Here is a 21,424-nt window from a genome sequence, read left to right on the forward strand (position 1 = left end):
TAGGTAACTCCCAACTCATTGCTATCTCTGCAGTCAACTCTACCGGCCTTAGCTGCCTAGAAAATGCCCAAATTACGCTATTCTTTTTGGTCCGTACATTACGTCTACGTCCCATTTCGTGAATCCCAGCTTCCGGTAGAGCTCCACGGCGGCTGTATTGTCCGCGTCCACGTACAACATGACGGCGTGCAAACCTTGAGCGCGCAAGTGATTGATTCCGGCGATGGTTAGCGCTTTGCCCAATCCGGTGCCCTGCGCTTCGGGGACGACTCCCACCACATAAACCTCGCCAACGGCTTCGTGATCGCCGGTGGTAGGGGAGTGCAGAGCGGGATGAATCTTGGTCCAGTGATATCCCAAGAGCTTCCCGGACTCATCCACGGCCATCAGGAATCCGGCTGGATCAAACCATTCCTCTTCCATGCGGGCCTTGAGATCAGCCATGGTCAACGATCCCTGTTCCGGGTGGTGCGCAAAGGCGGCGGCATTCGCAACCAGCCACGCTTCTTCGTCCGTACCCGGTTCAAAGCCGCGAATCGTGGCGCCGGCTGGCAGTGCCGCTTCCGGCAAAGTGGTGTTGTTGACGAGCCGCAGTCGATAGAGCTCGCGCTGGATGACGAAATGGTGCTTTTCGGCAAGACGCGCGGCGCCCTCGTGGTTGCCGTGGGACCAGGCCCTGACCGAATCGGCGGGGATCGCCTTAGCGAGAGCGTTGGCCAAAGCGGACCCAATTCCGTAGTTGCGGAACTCAGGGTGAACTACCAATTCGAGAGTTCCCGTAGCCGCTTCCTGCGGAACTGACGGTTCCTGCGCAAGCCGAGCTGCGGCGTCGTCCTCAGTAGGAAACGGTGGAGCAGGGAAAATAGCGATGGCAACTCCAACAAGCTCGCCGGAATCTTGCTCAGCGCTCTGTCGCAAGTAGGCGCTGACCACTACTAAGCGGTCCGCATCCGTTTGCGTCCGTAAGTCGACGAGGGTTTGCTCAGACAGCGGCGGCTGGCCATCAGAATCTTCGGCAGCCACGGCGAGCGCACGAATGTCCTTCAGATGAAGCGCTTCAGGGCGCCCCTTCGAGAGGTGAATCGAATAGTCAACGTAGGGTTCAGCACTCATGCATCCAATCTAGAGCAAAAGTGCTTCGCTGACAGGGGAAATTTAGACATCTTCGGGAACGCGGTTGGCGTTGAAGCGATAGCCGACGTTTCGCACGGTAGCAATCAGTTGCTCGTGATCAGCGCCGAGCTTCGCGCGCAGACGCCGAACGTGGACGTCCACGGTGCGGGTGCCGCCGAAGTAGTCGTAGCCCCAGACCTCATGCAGCAGCTGTTCGCGGGTGAAGACGCGGCTCGGGAATTGCGCCAGGTACTTCAGGAGCTCGAATTCCTTGTAGGTCAGGTTGAGTGGGTGACCGTGAAGCCTTGCGGTATAGCTGGATTCGTCGATAACGACGCCGGCAGCCCGGATCTCGTTGGTCTCGTCCGGTTGCGAGGCCTTGATTCGCCCGACGGCCAAACGCAGGCGCGCTTCAAGTTCTGCTGGGCCGCACGTGTCCAGAAGGAAATCGTCCGTGGTCCACGCCGTAGAAATTGCCGCCGTCCCACCTTCGGTCAAGAGGACCAAAAGGGGGACTTCAATACCTGTCTGGCGAAGCAGCTGGCACAAGGACCGAGCACCGGTGAAATCTTTGCGGGCATCCACGATGACCACGTCTGCATCTCGAGCTTCGATCATGGATGCGGCGGCCGCGGGGTACACCCCTACCGGATGGGAAAGCACTTCGAGTGCAGGCAACATACTGCCCGGCACCTCGTTGCTGGATGAGAGCAGCGCGATGTTGGTCATGAAAATGGCTCCTTTCGCGCGCCCGGATTCCCCAATTGTTCCATCTTATTGTGGCAAATACGGCAGACTGGTGGGGTGAAGACCGTAACCGTAGCGTCAACCGCCATTGCGAGCCTCGTAGCCCTCGTGCTGAGTAGCTATGTCGACTTCACTGGAAATGGTGCCGTTTTCGTAGGCGCAGTAGCCAGCTCGATGGTGGCAATCTTTGCGTTCTCATGGCCCAAAATCTCCGGCATTCCCTCGGGGCTCATTATGGGCTTTGTCACACTTGTGGCGGGTTGTGGCGCAATTATTGCGTCCCTGAATGCGCCTCCACGCGAAGCCATGTTGTACTACGTGGTTTTTGTGGTCTTGGGCCTTGCCTTGACCTTCTTGGTGCAGCTGCTTCGCGGAACTGGCGCCTCTCAACGGTTGTATTCCGTATGCGCAGGCGCGGCAGCATCGCTCATTGCTGCTTCCACGTCCGGCTGGGTGGCAGTAGATCGCTTGACCCCCGACGACGTGAATTCGCCGCTTACCCTCCTCGTAGCAATGGGCATCACCGCTGCCATCTTGGTGGGCTGCATCCGGTGGCCGGACCGCATTGTGGCGCCGTTAGCGATCGTCATTTCCGCGCTGGTTTCCGGAATGGCGGCTATTATTTTTACAACGGTCACGCCTTGGCAAGCGATGTTCTTTGCTGGGATCGCGGCCGCTATTACCGCGAGTTGCCGAGCTGTTTTGGTTGCCGAAGGTGGCCCGAAGAGTCGATTGGCGGCGGTGGCATACGGGTTGACCCCCATCATGTTGTCCGGCGCGTTGGTCTATTTCGCGGAACGATTAGTCTTCGGATAACACACGATAGGTAGGATGAGCCCTATGGAAAACACTTACTTGGGTCTTGAGATCTTTTTCTTGGTTTTGTTGGGTCTTGCTTCTTTGGGCATGGCTGGCTTCGCTGGACTTGTGGTTGCACGCTTGTTCAAGGGTCAGAAGTAAGTAGACCTTCAGCATGGCAATTGAAATCCCTACGGATCTCACTCCTGAACTAGTACCGCTGTCATGGTTGATCGGTACCTGGGAAGGAATGGGTCGCCTCGGGGAAGGCGAAGCCGACGACGAATACTTCGTGCAGCGCGTGGAGTTCCGAGCCACCGGTCTTCCATATTTGGAATACCGCTCCGAGAGCTGGGTCTCCGACAACACTGGCACGAAGTTGCGCCCTTTGGGGATTGAACTCGGCTTCTGGCAACTTGAACGTCCCCTCGAAGACGCCGACGGTGGTCCCGGAATGATTCCCGGTGACCTGTACCCAGTGTTGCGTTCGGCCGAGGACGTGGAGAAGCTGCGCAATGACGACGGCGGCTTCGACATTCAAGTGAGCATCACGCATCCGCGTGGCCTGACGGAGATGTATTACGGCCAGATCAAGGGTCCGCAAATTCATGTTGCGACCGACTTGGTTATGCGCGGTACCCATTCCAAGGAATACGCCTCTGCCACGCGAATCTACGGACTCGTCAACGGAGACCTGTTCTGGCGATGGGATGCAAGCATCGGCGGCAACGAGCTCGCCGCTCATGCTTCTGCCGCACTCAAAAAGATCGCCGCTCCGGCGCCGGTCGAAACTTCGGACGCTCCAAGCGAGACGTCACCTGAGAACGATCAGTCTGATGCTGATCACGGAGAGACTAACCAGCAGTGACCTATCTTTCAGCACTCTTGCAACGACCAGGTGCCGTAGCCGGCACAGGACGAGATGCAGGAGTTGCGTCGCATTACGGATCTCCTTTGCCCGAACAACGGGCGCTGGACCGTGGCCTCGCCGTTGCGGACTTGTCGCAGCTCGGCGTCGTGAAAGTGACCGGCGAAGATCGCGGCCGCTGGCTTCACTCTCTTGCTTCTCAAGCGCTCAACAACCTCAAGCCAGGAGACTCCACGCGCTCCTTATTCTTGACGATTCAGGGCCGTATCGACTTCGATACCAAAGTCCTTGAAACCGAGGACAGCACGCTTCTCATCACCGAACGAGAAAGCGCTGCACCGCTGGCCGCTTTCCTGAACTCCATGCGCTTTATGATGCGCGTCGAAGTCACCGATGAAACGGATCACTGGGCTGTACTGGGCGCACGGAAAGCACTCGTTGAAGGTGCCCTGACCTGGGTGGATCCGTGGCCGCACGTCGGCATCGGCGGATTCTCCTACTCAGGCCCACAGCACCCAGCAGAAGACACCACGTGGATTGAGCAGCTCATTCCGCTCGAAGAGCTGGATGCAACCGTTGCCGCTCTCCAGGCTCAAGGCGTGTCCTTGGCTGGCACCACGGCTGTTGAAGCGTTGCGCATTGCCGACTGGAAGCCACGATTCGGCGCCGAGACGGATGAGAAGACCATCCCTCACGAGCTCGATTTGCTGCGTACCTCTGTGCACCTCGCCAAGGGCTGCTACAAGGGCCAAGAAACGATCGCGCGAGTCCACAACCTCGGACACCCGCCACGCCGCTTGGTGTTTTTGCACCTCGACGGCAGCGAGCACACCCTTCCGGAGCCCGGTAGCGAGGTTCATCTCGACGGTCGTAACATCGGCAAGATCACCACGAGCGCTTTGCACTACGAGGCTGGCCCCATTGCGCTAGCGCTCATCAAGCGTGCCGTGGATCCCGAAGCCACGCTCGAGATTGTTGAGGAATCGGGCGCGAAGAGCCCCGCAACTCAAGAAGTGATCGTCTCTACTGACGCGGGCCAGGTTGTTGGCCGCGCCAAGGGCTTCATCAAGCCGCCCACGCGCTAACCGAAGTCGGCCACGCGTCAACGGACGTTGAACCGCCGGACTAACGCGGCGGCGTCGTAGTTTCGCCCAAGAAGACGGACGTCACTGAGCCTGATAACTCGAATCCCAGTGATTCTGCCAAGGTCATTGCCGCGGCATTTCCCATACCCACGCGCAATTGCGGCACCAAGCCGTCAGAGAGTGCGTCCTCGGCCGCGACGCCGGTGATGAACTTTCCAAAGCCCTGGAGTCGCGATTCGGGGGAGACCAGGACGGCGATGTCAGCCACCAGGCCTTCCCAGACGTCGTAGGCACTCGTAGACCACCGCGCTGATTCGTCTTCGTCAACGGCCGTGAATTGGTGATCTCGCGCGCTGGGATGGGTGTAGATGAAATCGTCTGCCGGGCACTGCCGTTCGAGCGCTTGCGAATCTTCGCGGCTCAAAGACACCACTACACGGTCCGGATTCTCGACGCGAGGCTGCGCATACTGCGGGACCTCGTCGAGTAAGTAGATGGCCTCTTCGCTCAAGATCCGAGCATCACGGTAGCCATAGTGCCGCGCCATGTCCACGAGCAACCGCGGGTCAGCAATTTCAGACGCAGGGGCATTTTCGCAGGCCTCGACGAACCATTGCGGGGCAATGAGTGCGGACGCTTGAACCAACTGCAAATAGGTAGCGCGAGTCGCCGCTTGGCGGGAAGTCTTGAGGGTGAAGTCAGAGCTCTCGCCCATCGCGCCCGCGTGCAACGACTGATCTGAAAGCCCCAGGATGCGAGACCATGCGAGGGCCGCAACTGAACGGCTACTAGCTGAGAGTCTCATGGTTTGGTGCCGGCGCTTTCCTATGCTGCTGAACTACTGGTTCTTCTACCGTACTAGCCAAAGAGGACGGCTACCTCTTCATAACGGCTCTTCGGAACGGTTTTCAGGCTATGCAAGGCGGCGGAGAGCGGAACTCGGTGGATATTCGTGCCCTCGAGTGCCACCATTTCACCCCACGCGCCATCGTGGGCGGCCTCAGCCGCAGCCATGCCCAAGCGAGTTGCCAAGACGCGGTCATAAGCGGTGGGAACACCGCCGCGCTGAATGTAGCCGAGCGTGGTGCAACGCGTTTCGATGCCGGTGCGTTCTTGGATGATGCGGGCGACCACTTCGCCGATTCCGCCCAGTCGAGGGCGGCCAGCTTCATCTAAGCCCAGGTGCGAATATGCCTCGCCGGTCTCACCCATGACAAAGCCTTCAGCAACCACTACGAGGGGCCCACGACCGCGGTCGTACGCTTCTTGTACCCAGTTCACAACATCGTCGGCAGATGCCGGTACCTCGGGGATCAAGATGGCGTGGGCGCCAGCTGCCATGCCTGCATGGAGGGCGATCCACCCGGCGTGACGACCCATAACTTCAGCCACCATGACGCGGTGATGGGACTCGCCCGTAGTCCGCAAGCGGTCAATGGCTTCGGTGCCGATCTGCACGGCAGTGTCGAAGCCGAAGGTGTAGTCCGTACCATTGAGATCGTTGTCGATGGTCTTCGGAACACCCACGATGGGTAACCCGGCCTCGGCGAGACGATTGGCTCCGGCGAGCGATCCTTCGCCACCGATCACCATGAGCGCGTCCACCTTGTGGTCCTTGAGGACCTTGGAAATATGCTCGGGGCCACCGAGTGGGCCCTCGTAAGGATTGACGCGAGAGGTGCCCAGAATGGTGCCACCCTGCTTGGAAATACCGCGGACGGTGCCACGCGGAAGGTTCATGAAGTCGCCTTCCTTGACGCCTCGCCAGCCGTCTCTGAAGCCAACGAACTCGTCCCCGTGGCGCTTAATGCCGCCGAGGACTGCTCCTCGAATCACTGCATTGAGTCCCGGGCAGTCTCCACCGCTCGTCATGATGCCAATTCTCATGTAAGTCTTCGCTTTCTGCTCGCGCTGTCACACTTGCTACGGAGCACAGCACTGGGCTCACCCTCTGAGTGTATCGGGTGAGCCCAGCGGCAAATCATTCATGAAATTAGCGCCGCATTCCAGGACCCAAAACGCGCTCCAGCGGAATGCTGTTGTCTTGCCACGGCAGCACCAGCCATGCGACAAGATACGTCACCCAGCCAATGACGGGCAGGGCGAACGCAATCAGCATGAGCAAGCGGACCAAGAGTGGGTTGAGACCGAACTTAGCTGCTATTCCGCCGCACACTCCGCCGAGCCAGCGTTCCGGGCCACGGCGAAAGGGGAGAGCGCGAAGGGAGTCATAGACAGGTTCCATGGTTAGGCCTTTCCGTCTGATTGTCGGTGAGTGAGAATGCCGCCAATGATCATGAGAAAACCAGCGCCAGCCAGGAGCGATACTCCCACTATTGCAGGATCAAACGTCCAGTTGAGGAGATTCGCTCCCAGCACGAGGACTGCGACGACGATCGCTACCAGTCCCAGCACCAGCGTGGCGGTGGGGAAAGGGTGACGGTGTGCGACGGCCGGTGCTGACGGCGAGAGCTGCTCTTCAGGATCGAAGAAGTTCTCCACGGGTTCGTCAGGTGTGGATGGTTGGGTGCTCATGGTTAGTTCGCCTCCGTGGTGACTTTGAGGTTGCCAAATGCACCGCTGACATGAACGGTAAGCGTTGGGCCTTCAGCGTCTTCGTTGAACGTAGTGGGGTTGTCTTGAATGAGGCTGGAATTTCGAGTGACGGTTCCGTCTGCGTCGGTGAAGACTACAGAGTAGAAGACGGCCCCGGTGTCCACCACAATGCGGCGATCATCAGGAATCTTCAGATTCACGTTGTTGAAAGCTCCCGTGATCTCCACTCGAGAGTCAGCGGTCAGTTCGCGTGCCATGTCGCGTACATCCACTGTGCGTGTCCCGAAGACCACAGGTTCCTCAATGCCCATGCCGGTTCCGGCGAACGCTGGGTAGGTATTCCAGTTTGCGTCCGAGCGCACCGTGCTGAACATCGTGAACAGCAACAAGATGATGGTGAACGGCACCAGTGCTCCGCCACGACGCCGTGTAACGGCCGCAAACAAGAGACCGAGACCCAAGACCAGCAACGCTGCCGCGACAGCTGCACGAGCGCCGAAGTCAGGGAGCGGAAGCCATCCTTCAATTTTTGCGAGAAGTACGGCTCCAGCGGCTACGAGTGCTGTGCCCAAGAAGATGAGAGCGATGTGTCCGGGGAGCTTGGGGCGCTCCATCCGCTCAACTGCGCGCTCTGCAGCTACTCGCTGACGTTGCATTGCGCGATCGTAGTGATACTGCGTTCTCGGATCAGCAGTGGTGCCCGGTTGCTGGCCTGGATACGTGTATTGGTAGCTGTATGAATGATCCGAGGGGTTATCCGTTGCTTGTCCGGTGGAGGTGAAGCGCTGCGTGGTGTCTTGGTTGATGGATCGCGGATCCCGTCCCCGCTTTGACGTAATCAGGTAGATGACGAGCCCAATCACGCCAAGAGTCAGCAGAATTCGGACGAAGCCGCCGTTGTCATTCATGCCCCAGCGCATACCAAAGACTTCCGAGGTGCCAAACATGCTGAGCGCCACGAAAATGACCGCGCCTGTCATGCCTGCGCTCCACCGTCCGCGTCCTGCTTCTTGAGCATGAATGCGTCCGTCTGGTTCAGGCAACAGTGCCCACAAGACGCCGTAAATGAAGGGGCCCGTCATCGTGAGGATGCCAAGAACCACAAAGATGCCGCGGGCCAGCGTGGGATCGATGCCCAAACGCCGCGCGATTCCGCCCACAACACCGCCAACCCAGCGGTCGGAGGAGCGCGTCAGATCAATCGAACGAAGCCAGGTGAAGAACGCGGCTTCTGGCTCGGCAGCTGGGAACGGTGGGCGAGGAGTCTCGTCCGGCTGCTCATCAGGACGAGGAGAGGATGATTCGGTCATGACATCAATCCTTCCGAACTCCATGAGCACCCGCTATGAGGTAACACCCTGATTGAACCCTGAATCAGTTCCGTTCACCCCCTGGGCTAGGGCAACAGAAGACCCTGAGCGTGCTTTGATGGAGTCATGCTTGACGCCACTACTCCGCAACGACCGCCCTTGGTGCGCGGTCCCGAACGCTGGCTCGCCGGCGTGTGCACAGGTGTGGCCGTTCACTTGAACATCGATGTTCGAATGGTCCGGTGGGCAATGGCCGGGCTGACTCTTGCCGGGGGAGCAGGCGTCTTCTTGTATGCATGGCTATGGATCTTCGTGCCGCGTGCCGGAGAGACGGATCGCGCTCGCAGTATTTCTGAAGCGGGACAGCGTTCGGTGAGCAGCGCCGTCGTACGCAATGAAGAACTGGACCGCAGTGCTGCTGAAGAGCCAGCGCGACTCAACCGCGGCATTGCGGGCCGTGAATTCTTGCTCGGAGCGATCCTGCTCATCGGCGCAGGCCTTATTGCTGCATCCCTCTTCGGGTTTGCCGTTGATTGGCGAGTCATCTTGCCGGGCGCAGCGATTCTGGTGGGCGCAGTGACGGCCTGGATGCAGCTAGACGCCGACCGGCGAGAAGGCTTGCGCAAGGGCGTGAGCGCCGAACGCTGGGTGGGTGCCACCCGCCTGATTGTTGGACTGGTCCTCGTGATTGGCGGTTCGCTGGCGCTCCTGACGGGAGTAGTGCCCGTGGAGTCGCTCTTGTCCGGAGGCGTCATTGCACTCGCCATTATTGCCGGAATTGTCCTGGTTCTCTTGCCTTGGGGATTGCGCGAGTGGCGCCGATTCGTGGCCGAACGGTCCGCGGGCTGGCGGGCTGCAGACCGCGCAGAAATCGCCGCTCATTTGCATGATTCCGTACTTCAGACACTCGCGCTGATCCAACGCCGGGCGGATGATCCGCTCATGGTGGCGCGCTTGGCCAGGTCCCAAGAGCGCGAGCTTCGCGAGTGGTTGTATGGCCGCGGCGATGAAGCACCGGGCGACCTTTTCGCCACCATCAAGCGTGAAGCTGGGCGGATTGAAGACGATTTTGGCGGGGACATTGATGTGGTGACCGTCGGCAATTCTCCGGGTGAACTTCCAACGGCCGACGCACTGCTGCAAGCAGCGCGCGAAGCCATGCTCAACGCCGTCAAGCACGGCGGCGGCGCAGTCACGGTCTACTGCGAAGCGTCTCAAGACAGTGTGGAAGTCTTTGTGCGTGACCACGGCCCGGGCTTTGACGTTGCCGGTATTGCGGAAGATCGGCGCGGACTCAGAGACTCGATTGTTGGCAGGATGGAACGAAACGGCGGCACCGCTCGCGTTTCAAGCTCGCCGGATGGAACTGAAATCGCCTTGCGCTTGCCGATCACTCACGAAGCACCGAGAACTTCCGAAGAACAGGACATGTCATGACCATCTCGCCGAATACCGGAGGAGCCCCCAGCGCCGCTCAGCATTCGCTACGCGTGGTCCTCGTGGATGATCACGGGATTTTTCGCGCTGGATTGCGTGCCGAGCTAGGCCCTGAACTCGATGTGGTGGGCGAAGCCGCGAACGTGGACGAGGCCATCCGCGTCATTCAAGAGCTCGTCCCGGACGTAGTGCTCCTTGATGTGCATTTGCCGGGCGGACGTGGTGGCGGCGGGGCAGAAGTTGCCAAACAATGTGCGGGCTTGTCCACGCGCTTTCTGGCGCTGTCCGTGTCCGATGCCGCGGAGGACGTGGTGGCGGTGATTAGGGCCGGCGCACGCGGTTACCTTACCAAATCTGCGAATGGTGCGGACATTACGGCGGCGGCGTTCCGCGTAGCTGCGGGGGATGCGGTTTTCTCGCCGCGGCTTGCGGGATTCGTGTTGGACGCGTTCGGTACGACGGCGTCTACCGAGCAGGACGACAACCTGGACTTGCTGTCCGCCCGCGAAATGGAAGTCATGCGATTGATCGCTCGTGGCTACACGTACAAAGAAACTGCGAAGGAACTCTTCATCTCCATCAAAACCGTGGAGACGCACGTGTCTGCCGTACTGCGGAAGTTGCAGCTCTCTAACCGCTACGAATTGGCGCGCTGGGCTTCGGATCGCCGCATCGTCTAGACACGGCGATCCGATTCAGCAGGTGATTAGGCCAAGAATCGCTTGAGGCGATCCATGCCTTCCTTGAGGTCGGCGTCGCCGAGCGCGTAAGACAGGCGAATGTAGCCCGACGGACCGAAAGCCTCGCCCGGAACCACGGCAACTTCAGCCTCATCCAAAATGAGCGATGCCAACTCGGCGGAAGTCTGCGGCGTCGTACCGGCAATGGTGCGGCCCAAGAGCCCGCGCACGTCGGCGTAAGCGTAGAAAGCGCCCTTCGGGGTTGGGCACTCGATGCCATCAATGGAGTTGAGGGCTTCCACCATGGCGCGGCGGCGGCGATCGAAGGAAACCTTCATCTCGTCAACGGCATCCAATGGTCCGGCGACAGCGGCCAAGGCGGCCATCTGCGACACGTTGGACACGTTAGACGTGGTGTGAGACTGCAAGTTCGTAGCTGCCTTGATGACGTCCAGTGGGCCGGCCATCCATCCCACACGCCAACCGGTCATGGCGTACGTCTTGGCAACGCCGTTGAGGATGACCACGCGGTCTGCCAATTCAGGGGCAGCCGTGGCAATCGACGTAAACGAAGCGTCGTCGTACACCAAGTGCTCGTAAATTTCATCCGTGACAAGCCACAAGCCATGCTCGGCAGCCCAACGGCCAATCTCAGCAACCTGTTCAGGCGAGTAGACGGCGCCCGTGGGGTTGGACGGGGAAACGAACAAGAGGATCTTGGTCTTCTCGGTGCGGGCTGCCTCAAGCTGGTCAACCGTCACGAGATAGCCCTGCTCTGGGCCCGCGAAAACCTCTACAGGAACACCTTCTGCCAAGCGAATGGCTTCCGGGTAGGTGGTCCAGAACGGCGTAGGAAGCAAGACTTCGTCGCCTGGATCAAGAAGCGTCGCGAAGGTGTTGAAGACGGCCTGCTTGCCACCGTTAGTCACCAAAACGTGCGAAGACTCGATGCTGTAACCAGAATCACGCATGGTCTTCTGAGCAATGGCTTCACGAAGTTCCGGAAGGCCGGCGGCAGGGGAATAGCGGTGGTACTTCGGCTGCTTTGCGGCCTCGATAGCGGCCTGCACAATGTAATCCGGAGTCGGGAAATCAGGCTCACCTGCGCCGAAACCAATGACGGGACGGCCCGCGGCTTTTAGAGCTTTTGCTTTGGCATCAACCGCGAGAGTTGCGGATTCTGCGATCGATCCGATGCGTTGCGAAATGCGGGCCATGGTCACTGTCCTCGAAGGTCGACGATGAAGAGGGGCGTTCAACCGAAAAGCGGCTATTTCTAGCCTATCGCTGACTGACGTTTCATGCGGAAGAACTTCTCGGTTCGACTTGCGCGGCTTGATTGCGTAAACTAATTCACCGGCGTGCAAACGTCTGAAGGGTAGTGGCGCAATTGGTAGCGCAGCGGTCTCCAAAACCGCAGGTTGCAGGTTCGAGTCCTGTCTGCCCTGCGCAGTAGCAGTTATCCCTACGCGGGATGGGGTTTCAACGTTCCGCACATCTGTGGACGCGCTGAAATCGTCAATGATTCATTGCTGGAGGAACCTAAGTGACTGAGACGATGGCGAACGGTTCGCAGTCGCCGCGCGGTGAACGCGCAGCGAAGCGAGGCTTTTTCGCCCGCATAGCACTGTTCTTCCGGCAAGTCATCGACGAGCTTCGCAAAGTAGTGACCCCGACTCGTAGCGAGTTGCTGAACTACACGCTCGTAGTGCTTGGCTTCGTACTTGTGGTCATGCTTCTGGTTGCTGGCTTGGATTTCTTGTTCGGTAGCGGCGCGATCGCCGTCTTTACGAATCCACCAGAGCAGTAAGCTAGGCCCTCGCTGACGAGCCCACGGGCGGAGCCACACGGCTTTATAAGCAAGAGGGCGTGAACACTTCACGGCTGGCAAGTAATCAGGAATCAGGAGCTTTAGTGTCTCGGGAAGAACTCGAACAGCAGGAAACCGAAGCAGTTGACCACAACGCCGAAGCGCAAGACGCACCGGCGGCTTCTGATGTTAACTCCACTTTCTCCGATGCTGACAATTACTCTGCACAGAACGACGACGCAGCTTCTGTTTCTGAGGATTACTCCGTTGACGAGGACTCGGCTGACGAAAAATCTGACGTTGACGTAGCAGCTGAAGAAGCTGACGCTGACGAAGACTCCGACGACGAAGATTCTGACGTTGTTGCTGTTGCAGCCGCATCAGATGACGAAGAGCCAGCTGAGGCCAAGTCTGAGGAAGAACTCATTGAAGAATTCCGCACCAAGCTGCGTCGTCAGCCTGGTGACTGGTACGTGATTCACTCCTACGCTGGATACGAGAACCGCGTCAAGGTCAACCTTGAGACTCGTATCCAGACCCTCAACATGGAGGATTTCATCTACGAAATCCAGGTTCCCATGGAAGAGGTCGTGGAGATCAAGAACACCACGAAGAAGAAGGTGCGCCGCGTGCGCATCCCAGGCTACGTGCTGGTTCGCATGGAACTCACGGACGCATCGTGGGGCGCAGTGCGCCACACTCCAGGTGTGACCGGCTTCGTGGGCAACGCTCACGATCCAGTGCCGCTGAACTTGGACGAAGTTGTTTCGATGTTGGCTCACACGGTTGTTGCTGAAGCTGAGGCTGAAGAGACGGGCAAGGCTGTCAAGCTTCCGATCTCCGAGGTTCACGTGGACTTCGAAGTTGGCGAATCTGTCATCGTCAACGACGGTCCGTTCGAGACCATGCCGGCCACGATCTCCGAGATCAAGCTGGAAGCACGCCAGCTGGTTGTTTTGATCACCGTGTTCGAGCGTGAAACTCCAGTGACGCTCTCGTTCAGCCAGGTCAACAAGATCTAAAACCACTAAATAGTTTTCGGTTTCGTCGAGCTGCTTACTTGGCGAAAACGATTCGGTTATCGCGCCACGATAACCAACCCCCACTAACACACTCCTGTGTTGATGGGCAGAAGAAGAGTAGAAGGACCCGACATGGCCCCCAAGAAAAAGGTCACCGGCCTCATCAAGCTGCAGATCCAGGCAGGCGCTGCTAACCCAGCTCCTCCAATCGGTCCTGCACTTGGTCAGCACGGCGTCAACATCATGGAATTCTGCAAGGCGTACAACGCCGCAACGGAATCCCAGCGCGGCAACGTTATTCCGGTAGAAATCACCGTTTACGAAGACCGTTCGTTCACGTTCATCACCAAGACCCCTCCTGCTGCAGAACTCATCAAGAAGGCTGCAGGCGTACAGAAGGGCTCGGCAACGCCGCACACCGTCAAGGTTGCAAAGTTGACCCAGGCTCAGGTCGAGGAAATTGCATCTTCCAAGATGGAAGACCTCAACGCCAACGACATCAAGGCAGCAGCCAAGATCATCGCCGGCACCGCTCGTTCGATGGGCATCACCGTCGAGGGCTAATCCTCGAACGGATCTCAAACATTAGATTAGCGATCCGCAACGATCTCGCATGAAGCGAGTTAGCGGCGTCGTAGTGGCAGGGCCGAGCGCGGCCCACGAGACCACGACTGCATAAGGAGAAAACGCAGATGGCAAAGCGCAGCAAAGCATATGAGGCAGCTGCCGCCAAGATTGAGGCGGACAAGCTGTACACCCCGGCCGAGGCAATCGCCCTGGCCAAGGACACCTCTTCTACGAAGATGGACGCAACCGTTGAGGTTGCTTTCCGTTTGAGCGTTGACCCACGTAAGGCTGACCAGATGGTCCGCGGTACGGTCAACCTCCCACACGGCACCGGTAAGACGGCCCGCGTGTTGGTCTTCGCGAACGGTGACAAGGCAGACGCAGCTCGTGAAGCTGGCGCTGACTTCGTTGGTTCCGATGAACTCATCGAAAAGATCGCTGGCGGCTGGACCGACTTCGATGCAGCAGTAGCAACCCCTGACCTCATGGGCAAGGTGGGACGCCTCGGCAAGATCTTGGGTCCACGTAACCTCATGCCGAACCCTAAGACCGGCACCGTGACCATGGATGTTGCTAAGGCTGTTAACGACATCAAGGGCGGCAAGATCGACTTCCGCGTTGACAAGCACGCCAACCTTCACTTCATCATTGGCAAGGCTTCGTTCGACACCAAGAAGTTGGCAGAGAACTACGCAGCAGCTCTGGAAGAGATCCTTCGTCTGAAGCCTTCTTCTTCCAAGGGCCGCTACATCTCCAAGGCAACTGTTGCCACGACGTTCGGCCCTGGCATCCAGGTTGACCCGAACATCACCAAGGTTGTAGCTGAGTAATTGTTCTTTTAGAGCAACTCAGGACTCGTCCTCTAGAACTTTTCTAAGACGGATCTGATCGCGAAGGCGGCATCTCGAATTCGAGGTGTCGCCTTTTGCGATTCCGCCCACATGTTGCCGTTCTCGATTTGGAACTTGGGGTGGTATCCCGCTAAAGTAGTACGTACCAAAGACCGTTGGTTGGTTCTTTGTGTTCTCTGGTTTCATTCACTCAATCATTTGTGACTAGTCATGGCTGACCGAGTGCTGAAGATGGAGATCTCAAAGAACTCGAAGGATCCTCGATTGAGGACGCCTACGCAGGTGACGCTAGTAATTGCTTGAAGAAATTCAAGAGAACATTTACGCCCCGCGCACTTGCGCCGGGGCGTTTTTTATTGGCCTCCTTCCGATCAACAAGAATTCGAACCCAGGAAGGAGTGTTATGGCAACGCCGAATAAGATTTCCGCAGTTGAGGAAATCACCACCGACTTCAAAGAGTCGGAAGCCGCTGTCCTAACCGAATACCGTGGGCTTTCTGTTGGCCAGTTGAAGGATCTCCGCCGTGCGCTTGGTGCTGACACCAAGTACTCGGTTGTGAAGAACACCTTGGCTGGCATTGCGGCCAAGGAAGCCGGCATCGAAGCATTCGATGACCAGCTAGCTGGACCAACCGCAATTGCTTTCATCAAGGGTGACGCAGTGGCAGCAGCCAAGGCGCTCACAGACTTCGCGAAGGCAAATGACAAGCTCATCATCAAGACCGGTGTGTTCGAGGGCAAGGCTCTCGACGCTAGCGGCATCGCCGCACTCGCCGCTCTTGAATCCCGCGAGCTCCAGCTCGCGAAGGTTGCTGGCGTCCTCAAGGCTCCGGCAGCTGCAGCTGTTCGTATCGTCGATGCTTTGCGTTTGAAGCTCGAAGAAAACGGCGGCGCAGCCCCTGCAGCAGAAGCTGAAGCTGCAGAACCTGCTGCTGAGGCTCCTGCCGAGGCCTAAGCCCAACCCCCAAACATTTTTTGCGCTCTTGTAGTGCAACCAACGAAAGGACGCCACACCATGGCGAAGCTCTCCACTGACGAGCTCCTTGACGCGTTCAAGGAAATGACCATCATCGAACTTTCCGAGTTCGTGAAGGCATTCGAAGAGAAGTTTGAAGTTACCGCTGCTGCAGTTGCAGTTGCAGGTCCTGCAGGCGGTGCTGGCGATGCCGGCGCAGCTGAAGAGAAGACCGAATTTGACGTTATCCTCGAAGCCGCTGGCGACAAGAAGATCGGCGTCATCAAGGAAGTTCGCGGACTCACCTCCCTCGGCCTGAAGGAAGCAAAGGATCTCGTTGATTCCGCTCCTAAGGCAATCCTTGAGGGTGTTAACAAGGAAGCCGCGGACGCTGCCAAGGAAAAGCTCGAAGCAGCAGGCGCAACCGTTACCGTCAAGTAACTGGTTTCGAATTCACGAGAATCCCTCGTCACCTTTGGGTGGCGGGGGATTCTCGCATTTCTACCTACTATTCCCTCTCGTCGCCTGTAAGCTCCCTTTGACATGTCTAACGCTGAATCCCAATTCTCCGCCGAAAAAACGGTGGCAGGTCACGATGGCCGCATCGCACTGATCGACGGCATCAGACTGATTGCTGCCATCTTGGTAGTGCTGTATCACTACACCGCTTGGCACCATGATCGCTGGGGGACTGTGGCAGCAGTCGAGGCATGGCCGCGCTTTGCACACTTCACCATGTACGGAAACATGGGCGTGCAGTTGTTCTTCATCATTTCCGGATTCGTCATCCTGCTCTCTTGTTATGGCAGAACGAAAGCGCGTTACCTAGGTTCACGCGTTGGCAGGCTTTATCCCGCGTATTGGGTTGGCGTCCTGTTGACGGGAGCACTCGTCCTGTTCGTTTGGGAAAAGCCCGGTCCCACGCTCAACGGGTGGGAAGTGCTCATGAATCTCACGATGTTTCAGGGCGCCTTCAAGATTGAAAACGTAGACGGCGTCTACTGGACCTTGTGGTCAGAGCTGCGCTTCTACATCCTGATCCTGATCCTCATGGCCCTCAAGTGGCTCACGGCCTCACGCGTTCTGCAGTTCGCGTTCTGGTGGCCGGTGATCAGCCTGGTCTTCTTCCTCGCGTTCCCTGAAGGCCCGGGACAGGTGTGGGTGGATCAGTTGTTGCAGCCAAAGTACGCGGGACTTTTTACCGGCGGCATGTGCCTCTTCTTGATCTACAAGTTCGGCCAGTCGTGGCAGCGCTGGGCTGTCTTGGGTACCTCGGCACTCATTGCTGCGTACCACACGGGCATTTACGGCCCGCATGAAGCGAAGGAATTTGTGGGTATTGAGCCGGTCAATTTCGTGTACTGGCTCATTGTTTTGGGATGCTTCTCACTTTTGGCCGTTGTGACGCTGACACCGTTGTCACGTATCAACTTTCCTGGCCTGAAGACCGCAGGTGCCGTGACCTACCCGCTGTACTTGCTCCACCAAGTCATTGGCTGGTGGCTCATTGGCCTGTTCTCGCCACTTTTGCCGCACTGGGTGACGCTGCTTCTCGTGATGACTCTTATTGCTGTTGCGGCGTGGGCGATCAACCGCTGGGTCGAGCAGCCGTACGGCCGGAAACTCGCGAAGGGCGTGGAAAACGCCCTGAGCCGACGTCGTCGCGCTGACTAACCCGCGCTGACTAACCGCAGTTCCGCCTGACGCACGCGTTCGTGTGAAACGGTAGCAGCGCCGTCGTAATGTAAGACCGAAAGCCGGCGAAAATCCGCTGGACTTCACCCAACTTTGGGGCTGTGAGCATAATTTTTGTCACAGACAAGCCCCTCCGCGCCAAAGTGGAGAATTTCACTTTTACATGTTATGGGTCGACGTGTAATATGGATCTTTGCGTCTCCCTCATTTTTTGCAGCCTTCATATAGCGGTGGGCTCATCCTTGGCAGCGACTTGTGCGCTCTGAGGGGAACGTCCGGAAACATGACGGTCTGTGGAAGGATCTCTCTTGGTGGCCTCGAGCACCCCAGCACATCAAACCGCTAGCTCGGCCCGTACCGCGGAAGCGGCAGGTCGACTCTCATTCGCCAAAATTCAGGAACCTTTGGATGTTCCTGACCTTTTGGCTCTTCAAACCCAAAGCTTTGACTGGCTTGTCGGCAACGACGCCTGGAAAGCTCGCGTTGAGGAAGCTGTAGCCCGTGGTGATCACGGTCTTGCAACGACCTCCGGTTTGGCAGAAATCTTCGAAGAAATCTCTCCCATTGAAGACTTCCAGGGCAAAATGTACCTGAGCTTCTCGGAGCCAGAATTCGCGGAGCCAAAGTACACCATGGCTGAGTGCAAGGACCGCGACGCAACGTACGCGGCTCCTTTGTACGTCAAGGCCGAATTCATGAACCACGATACTGGTGAAATCAAGCAGCAGACGGTCTTCATGGGTGACTTCCCACTGATGACGGACAAGGGTACGTTCATCATCAACGGCACCGAGCGTGTTGTTGTCTCCCAGTTAGTGCGTTCCCCAGGTGCGTACTTCGACCGTACGCCAGACAAGACCAGCGACAAGGACATCTTCTCCGCGAAGATCATCCCTTCCCGCGGTGCTTGGTTCGAGCTTGAAATCGACAAGCGCGATCAGGTTGGCGTCCGTTTGGACCGTAAGCGTAAGCAGTCCGTCACGGTCCTCTTGAAGGCTCTCGGCTGGTCTGAGTCCCGCATTCTCGAAGAGTTCGGCAACTACGACTCGATCCGCGCGACCCTCGAAAAGGACAGCGTCAAGGATCGCGACGAGGCACTCCTCGATATCTACCGCAAGCTTCGCCCAGGCGAGCCACCAACGGTTGAGGCCGGTTGGGCGCTCTTGGAGAACTTGTACTTCAACTCCAAGCGCTACGACCTTGCCAAGGTTGGTCGTTACAAGATCAACCGCAAGCTCGGCGTTGACGTTGCACTCAACGATCCAAAGGCGTCCGTTCTTTCTGAGAACGACATCGTTGCGATGATCCACTTCTTGGTTGCTCTCCACGCTGGCGAGAAGACCATGAAGGGTGTCCGTAAGGGCGAAGAAGTTGACGTTCGTATTGACGTTGACGACATCGACCACTTCGGCAACCGTCGTATCCGCGCCGTCGGCGAGCTCATCGAGAACCAGGTCCGCACGGGTCTTTCCCGTATGGAGCGTGTGGTTCGCGAACGCATGACCACGCAGGACGTCGAAGCGATCACGCCACAGACGTTGATCAACATCCGTCCAGTTGTTGCTGCGATCAAGGAGTTCTTCGGAACCTCCCAGCTCTCGCAGTTCATGGACCAGAACAACCCGCTCGCCGGTTTGACCCACAAGCGTCGTCTTTCTGCGCTTGGCCCAGGTGGTCTTTCTCGTGACCGTGCAGGCATGGAAGTTCGAGACGTTCACCCGTCCCACTACGGACGTATGTGCCCCATCGAAACCCCTGAAGGCCCGAACATTGGTCTGATCGGTTCGTTGGCAACCTACGGCCGCATCAACGCTTTCGGCTTCATTGAGACCCCGTACCGTAAGGTCGTCGACGGTCAGGTTACCGACCAGATCGATTACCTCACGGCTGACGAAGAGCTCGAAGCTGTGTTGGCTCAGGCTAACGCTCCACTCGATGAGAACAACCGCTTCACGGAAGAGTTCGTACTCTGCCGTGAGCGTGGTGGTGGAGGCGAACCTGTGCTCGTCGATCCAACCGAAATCGACTACATGGACGTTTCGCCTCGCCAGATGGTGTCCGTCGCTACGGCACTTATTCCGTTCCTTGAGCACGACGACGCTAACCGCGCACTCATGGGTGCGAACATGCAGCGTCAGGCTGTTCCGCTCCTCCAGTCCGAAGCCCCATTGGTGGGTACCGGCATGGAGAAGTTCGCAGCTGTTGACGCCGGCGACTCTGTCACCGCTCGTCAGGCCGGCGTGGTTTCGGACGTGTCCGCAGACCTCGTGACCGTCATGAACGACGACGGAACGCAGACGCACTACCCGATCATGAAGTTCGCTCGCTCTAACCAGGGCAACGCGTACAACCAGCGGGTTCGCGTCACCGAAGGCGATCGCGTTGAGTTCAACTCGATCATCGCTGACGGTCCGTCCACGGATAACGGCGAATTGGCACTCGGTAAGAACCTCCTCGTGGCATTCATGTCATGGGAAGGCCACAACTTCGAGGACGCCATCATCCTGTCCCAGCGCATGGTCTCCGACGATGTGCTGACCTCGATCCACATCGAAGAGCACGAAGTTGACGCTCGCGACACCAAGCTTGGTGCCGAAGAGATCACGCGTGACATCCCGAACGTGTCCGAAGAGATCTTGGCGCAGCTCGACGAGCGCGGCATCATCCACATCGGTGCTGAGGTTGAAGCCGGCGACATCTTGGTGGGTCGTGTGACTCCTAAGGGCGAAACCGAGCTCACCCCAGAAGAGCGCTTGCTCCGCGCAATCTTCGGTGAGAAGTCTCGCGAAGTTCGCGATACCTCTTTGAAGGTTCCACACGGTGAGTCCGGCACGGTCATCGGCGTTCGCATCTTCGATCGCGACGACGACGATGAGTTGCCACCAGGCGTCAACCAGTTGGTCCGCGTGTACGTTGCCCAGAAGCGTAAGATCACCAACGGTGACAAGCTTGCAGGCCGTCACGGTAACAAGGGTGTTATCTCTAAGATCCTTCCGATCGAAGACATGCCATTCCTTGAAGACGGAACCCCAGTCGACGTTGTCCTGAACCCACTTGGTGTTCCGGGCCGTATGAACGTGGGACAGGTTCTCGAAATCCACCTCGCTTGGGCAGCTAAGCAGGGTTGGAAGATCGAGGGCGAGCCGGATTGGGTGAAGAACCTTCCGAACCTCCCACGCGAGACTGGTCCAACCAAGGTTGCAACCCCAGTGTTCGACGGCGCAAGCGAAACCGAAATCCGCGGCATCCTGGGTCACACCAACCCAACCCGCGATGGAGTTCGCTTGGTCGAAACCACGGGTAAGGCACGACTGATCGACGGCCGCTCCGGCGAACCGTTCCCAGATCCAATCTCCATTGGCTACATGTACATCTTGAAGCTTCACCACTTGGTGGACGACAAGATCCACGCGCGTTCAACGGGTCCTTACTCGATGATCACGCAGCAGCCATTGGGTGGTAAGGCTCAGTTCGGTGGCCAGCGCTTCGGTGAAATGGAAGTGTGGGCGCTCGAAGCTTACGGCGCCGCATACACGCTCCAGGAACTCTTGACCATCAAGTCTGACGATATTCACGGTCGTGTGAAGGTCTACGAGGCCATCGTCAAGGGCGAGAACATCCCAGAGCCAGGCGTGCCGGAATCCTTCAAGGTTCTTATCAAGGAAATGCAGTCCTTGTGCTTGAACGTTGAGGTCTTGACCGCAGATAACCAGCTGATCGATTTGCGCGACTCGGATGAAGAACACTTCCGTGCCGCCGAAGAACTCGGAATCGACCTGTCGCGGGCGGAGCCGAACTCGGTAGAAGAGGTCTAATACGCGGGGCCGCTGCGGGGCACCCAACCCAGCAGCGGCGCCGTCGTCCTCCGAATTACCGAGCGAAACTGACCGCTCCCTCGGCGAATATTCATTCGCCCTACACAAGATTTCA

General features: G+C 58.0%; 21 protein-coding genes and 1 tRNA gene. 14 read left to right on the forward strand and 8 right to left on the reverse strand.

Annotated features, from left to right (window positions below):
- Positions 1-72 precede the first annotated feature (72 nt).
- Both mshD and BKA12_RS00535 read right to left on the reverse strand, forming a co-directional pair.
- A complete protein-coding gene (mshD, locus tag BKA12_RS00530; protein WP_183639843.1) occupies positions 73-1,113 on the reverse strand; it encodes a mycothiol synthase in 1,041 nt (346 codons plus the stop codon).
- 42 nt (positions 1,114-1,155) lie between these two features.
- Entirely contained in the window at positions 1,156-1,842 is a 687-nt protein-coding gene (locus BKA12_RS00535) for a winged helix-turn-helix transcriptional regulator (protein WP_183639845.1), read from the reverse strand.
- 75 nt (positions 1,843-1,917) lie between these two features.
- Here BKA12_RS00535 and BKA12_RS00540 point away from each other — a divergent pair, with 75 nt between their 5' ends.
- The 3 genes from BKA12_RS00540 (at position 1,918) to ygfZ (ending at position 4,611) form a co-directional block, all read left to right on the forward strand.
- Complete coding sequence (locus tag BKA12_RS00540; RefSeq protein ID WP_183639847.1) at positions 1,918-2,676, forward strand: hypothetical protein; 759 nt, start codon at positions 1,918-1,920, stop codon at positions 2,674-2,676.
- Positions 2,677-2,833: 157 nt separating this feature from the next.
- Positions 2,834-3,526, forward strand: coding sequence for a heme-binding beta-barrel domain-containing protein (locus tag BKA12_RS00545; protein WP_183639849.1), 693 nt, complete (start codon positions 2,834-2,836; stop codon positions 3,524-3,526).
- Positions 3,523-4,611 carry a CAF17-like 4Fe-4S cluster assembly/insertion protein YgfZ gene (gene ygfZ / locus BKA12_RS00550; RefSeq protein ID WP_183639851.1) on the forward strand — a complete coding sequence of 363 codons (1,089 nt, stop codon included), beginning with the start codon at positions 3,523-3,525 and terminating at the stop codon, positions 4,609-4,611. The genes BKA12_RS00545 and ygfZ overlap by 4 nt, the downstream gene beginning before the upstream one ends.
- A 40-nt stretch (positions 4,612-4,651) precedes the next feature.
- On the opposite strand, the gene BKA12_RS00555 is transcribed toward ygfZ, so the two are convergent.
- From BKA12_RS00555 to BKA12_RS00575, 5 genes are all read right to left on the reverse strand, one after another.
- Entirely contained in the window at positions 4,652-5,416 is a 765-nt protein-coding gene (locus tag BKA12_RS00555; protein WP_183639853.1) for a GNAT family protein, read from the reverse strand.
- 53 nt (positions 5,417-5,469) lie between these two features.
- The gene (locus BKA12_RS00560; RefSeq protein ID WP_183639855.1) at positions 5,470-6,498 is read right to left on the reverse strand and encodes an ATP-dependent 6-phosphofructokinase; all 1,029 of its coding nucleotides are present in this window, start codon (positions 6,496-6,498) and stop codon (positions 5,470-5,472) included.
- Between the two features lie 106 nt (positions 6,499-6,604).
- Positions 6,605-6,856 (reverse strand): PspC domain-containing protein, encoded by a 252-nt coding sequence (locus BKA12_RS00565; protein ID WP_183639856.1) that lies wholly within the window; start codon positions 6,854-6,856, stop codon positions 6,605-6,607.
- A 2-nt stretch (positions 6,857-6,858) separates the two neighbouring features.
- A complete protein-coding gene (locus BKA12_RS00570) occupies positions 6,859-7,146 on the reverse strand; it encodes a hypothetical protein (RefSeq protein ID WP_183639858.1) in 288 nt (95 codons plus the stop codon).
- 2 nt (positions 7,147-7,148) lie between these two features.
- Positions 7,149-8,477, reverse strand: coding sequence for a PspC domain-containing protein (locus tag BKA12_RS00575; protein ID WP_246361579.1), 1,329 nt, complete (start codon positions 8,475-8,477; stop codon positions 7,149-7,151).
- 126 nt (positions 8,478-8,603) lie between these two features.
- On the opposite strand from BKA12_RS00575, the gene BKA12_RS00580 reads away from it, so the two are divergent.
- Positions 8,604-9,914 (forward strand): ATP-binding protein, encoded by a 1,311-nt coding sequence (locus BKA12_RS00580; RefSeq protein WP_183639862.1) that lies wholly within the window; start codon positions 8,604-8,606, stop codon positions 9,912-9,914.
- The gene (locus BKA12_RS00585; protein WP_183639864.1) at positions 9,911-10,594 is read left to right on the forward strand and encodes a LuxR C-terminal-related transcriptional regulator; all 684 of its coding nucleotides are present in this window, start codon (positions 9,911-9,913) and stop codon (positions 10,592-10,594) included. The genes BKA12_RS00580 and BKA12_RS00585 overlap by 4 nt, the downstream gene beginning before the upstream one ends.
- A 26-nt stretch (positions 10,595-10,620) precedes the next feature.
- On the opposite strand, the gene BKA12_RS00590 is transcribed toward BKA12_RS00585, so the two are convergent.
- Complete coding sequence (locus tag BKA12_RS00590; RefSeq protein WP_183639866.1) at positions 10,621-11,811, reverse strand: pyridoxal phosphate-dependent aminotransferase; 1,191 nt, start codon at positions 11,809-11,811, stop codon at positions 10,621-10,623.
- A gap of 158 nt (positions 11,812-11,969) precedes the next feature.
- Between BKA12_RS00590 and BKA12_RS00595 the strand changes: the two genes are divergently transcribed.
- The 9 genes from BKA12_RS00595 (at position 11,970) to rpoB (ending at position 21,309) form a co-directional block, all read left to right on the forward strand.
- Positions 11,970-12,042: transfer RNA gene (locus BKA12_RS00595), tRNA-Trp, on the forward strand.
- Between the two features lie 98 nt (positions 12,043-12,140).
- Positions 12,141-12,404: a preprotein translocase subunit SecE gene (gene secE / locus BKA12_RS00600; RefSeq protein ID WP_271394548.1), complete on the forward strand. Its 264-nt coding sequence runs from the start codon at positions 12,141-12,143 to the stop codon at positions 12,402-12,404.
- A 104-nt stretch (positions 12,405-12,508) separates the two neighbouring features.
- The gene (nusG, locus tag BKA12_RS00605) at positions 12,509-13,426 is read left to right on the forward strand and encodes a transcription termination/antitermination protein NusG (RefSeq protein WP_338087381.1); all 918 of its coding nucleotides are present in this window, start codon (positions 12,509-12,511) and stop codon (positions 13,424-13,426) included.
- Positions 13,427-13,558: 132 nt separating this feature from the next.
- Positions 13,559-13,990 carry a 50S ribosomal protein L11 gene (rplK, locus tag BKA12_RS00610; protein WP_183639868.1) on the forward strand — a complete coding sequence of 144 codons (432 nt, stop codon included), beginning with the start codon at positions 13,559-13,561 and terminating at the stop codon, positions 13,988-13,990.
- A gap of 128 nt (positions 13,991-14,118) precedes the next feature.
- Positions 14,119-14,823, forward strand: coding sequence for a 50S ribosomal protein L1 (rplA, locus tag BKA12_RS00615; RefSeq protein WP_183639870.1), 705 nt, complete (start codon positions 14,119-14,121; stop codon positions 14,821-14,823).
- Positions 14,824-15,247: 424 nt separating this feature from the next.
- Positions 15,248-15,799 (forward strand): 50S ribosomal protein L10, encoded by a 552-nt coding sequence (gene rplJ / locus BKA12_RS00620; RefSeq protein WP_183639872.1) that lies wholly within the window; start codon positions 15,248-15,250, stop codon positions 15,797-15,799.
- Between the two features lie 60 nt (positions 15,800-15,859).
- Entirely contained in the window at positions 15,860-16,240 is a 381-nt protein-coding gene (gene rplL / locus BKA12_RS00625; RefSeq protein ID WP_183644320.1) for a 50S ribosomal protein L7/L12, read from the forward strand.
- Positions 16,241-16,342: 102 nt separating this feature from the next.
- On the forward strand, positions 16,343-17,473 hold the full coding sequence (locus tag BKA12_RS00630; RefSeq protein ID WP_183639874.1) for an acyltransferase family protein: 1,131 nt from the start codon (positions 16,343-16,345) through the stop codon (positions 17,471-17,473).
- A gap of 329 nt (positions 17,474-17,802) precedes the next feature.
- Positions 17,803-21,309, forward strand: a complete 3,507-nt coding sequence (rpoB, locus tag BKA12_RS00635; RefSeq protein ID WP_183644323.1) for a DNA-directed RNA polymerase subunit beta — start codon at positions 17,803-17,805, stop codon at positions 21,307-21,309.
- Positions 21,310-21,424: the final 115 nt, after the last annotated feature.

Source organism: Neomicrococcus lactis (assembly GCF_014200305.1).
In the GTDB taxonomy this organism is placed as follows: domain Bacteria; phylum Actinomycetota; class Actinomycetes; order Actinomycetales; family Micrococcaceae; genus Neomicrococcus; species Neomicrococcus lactis.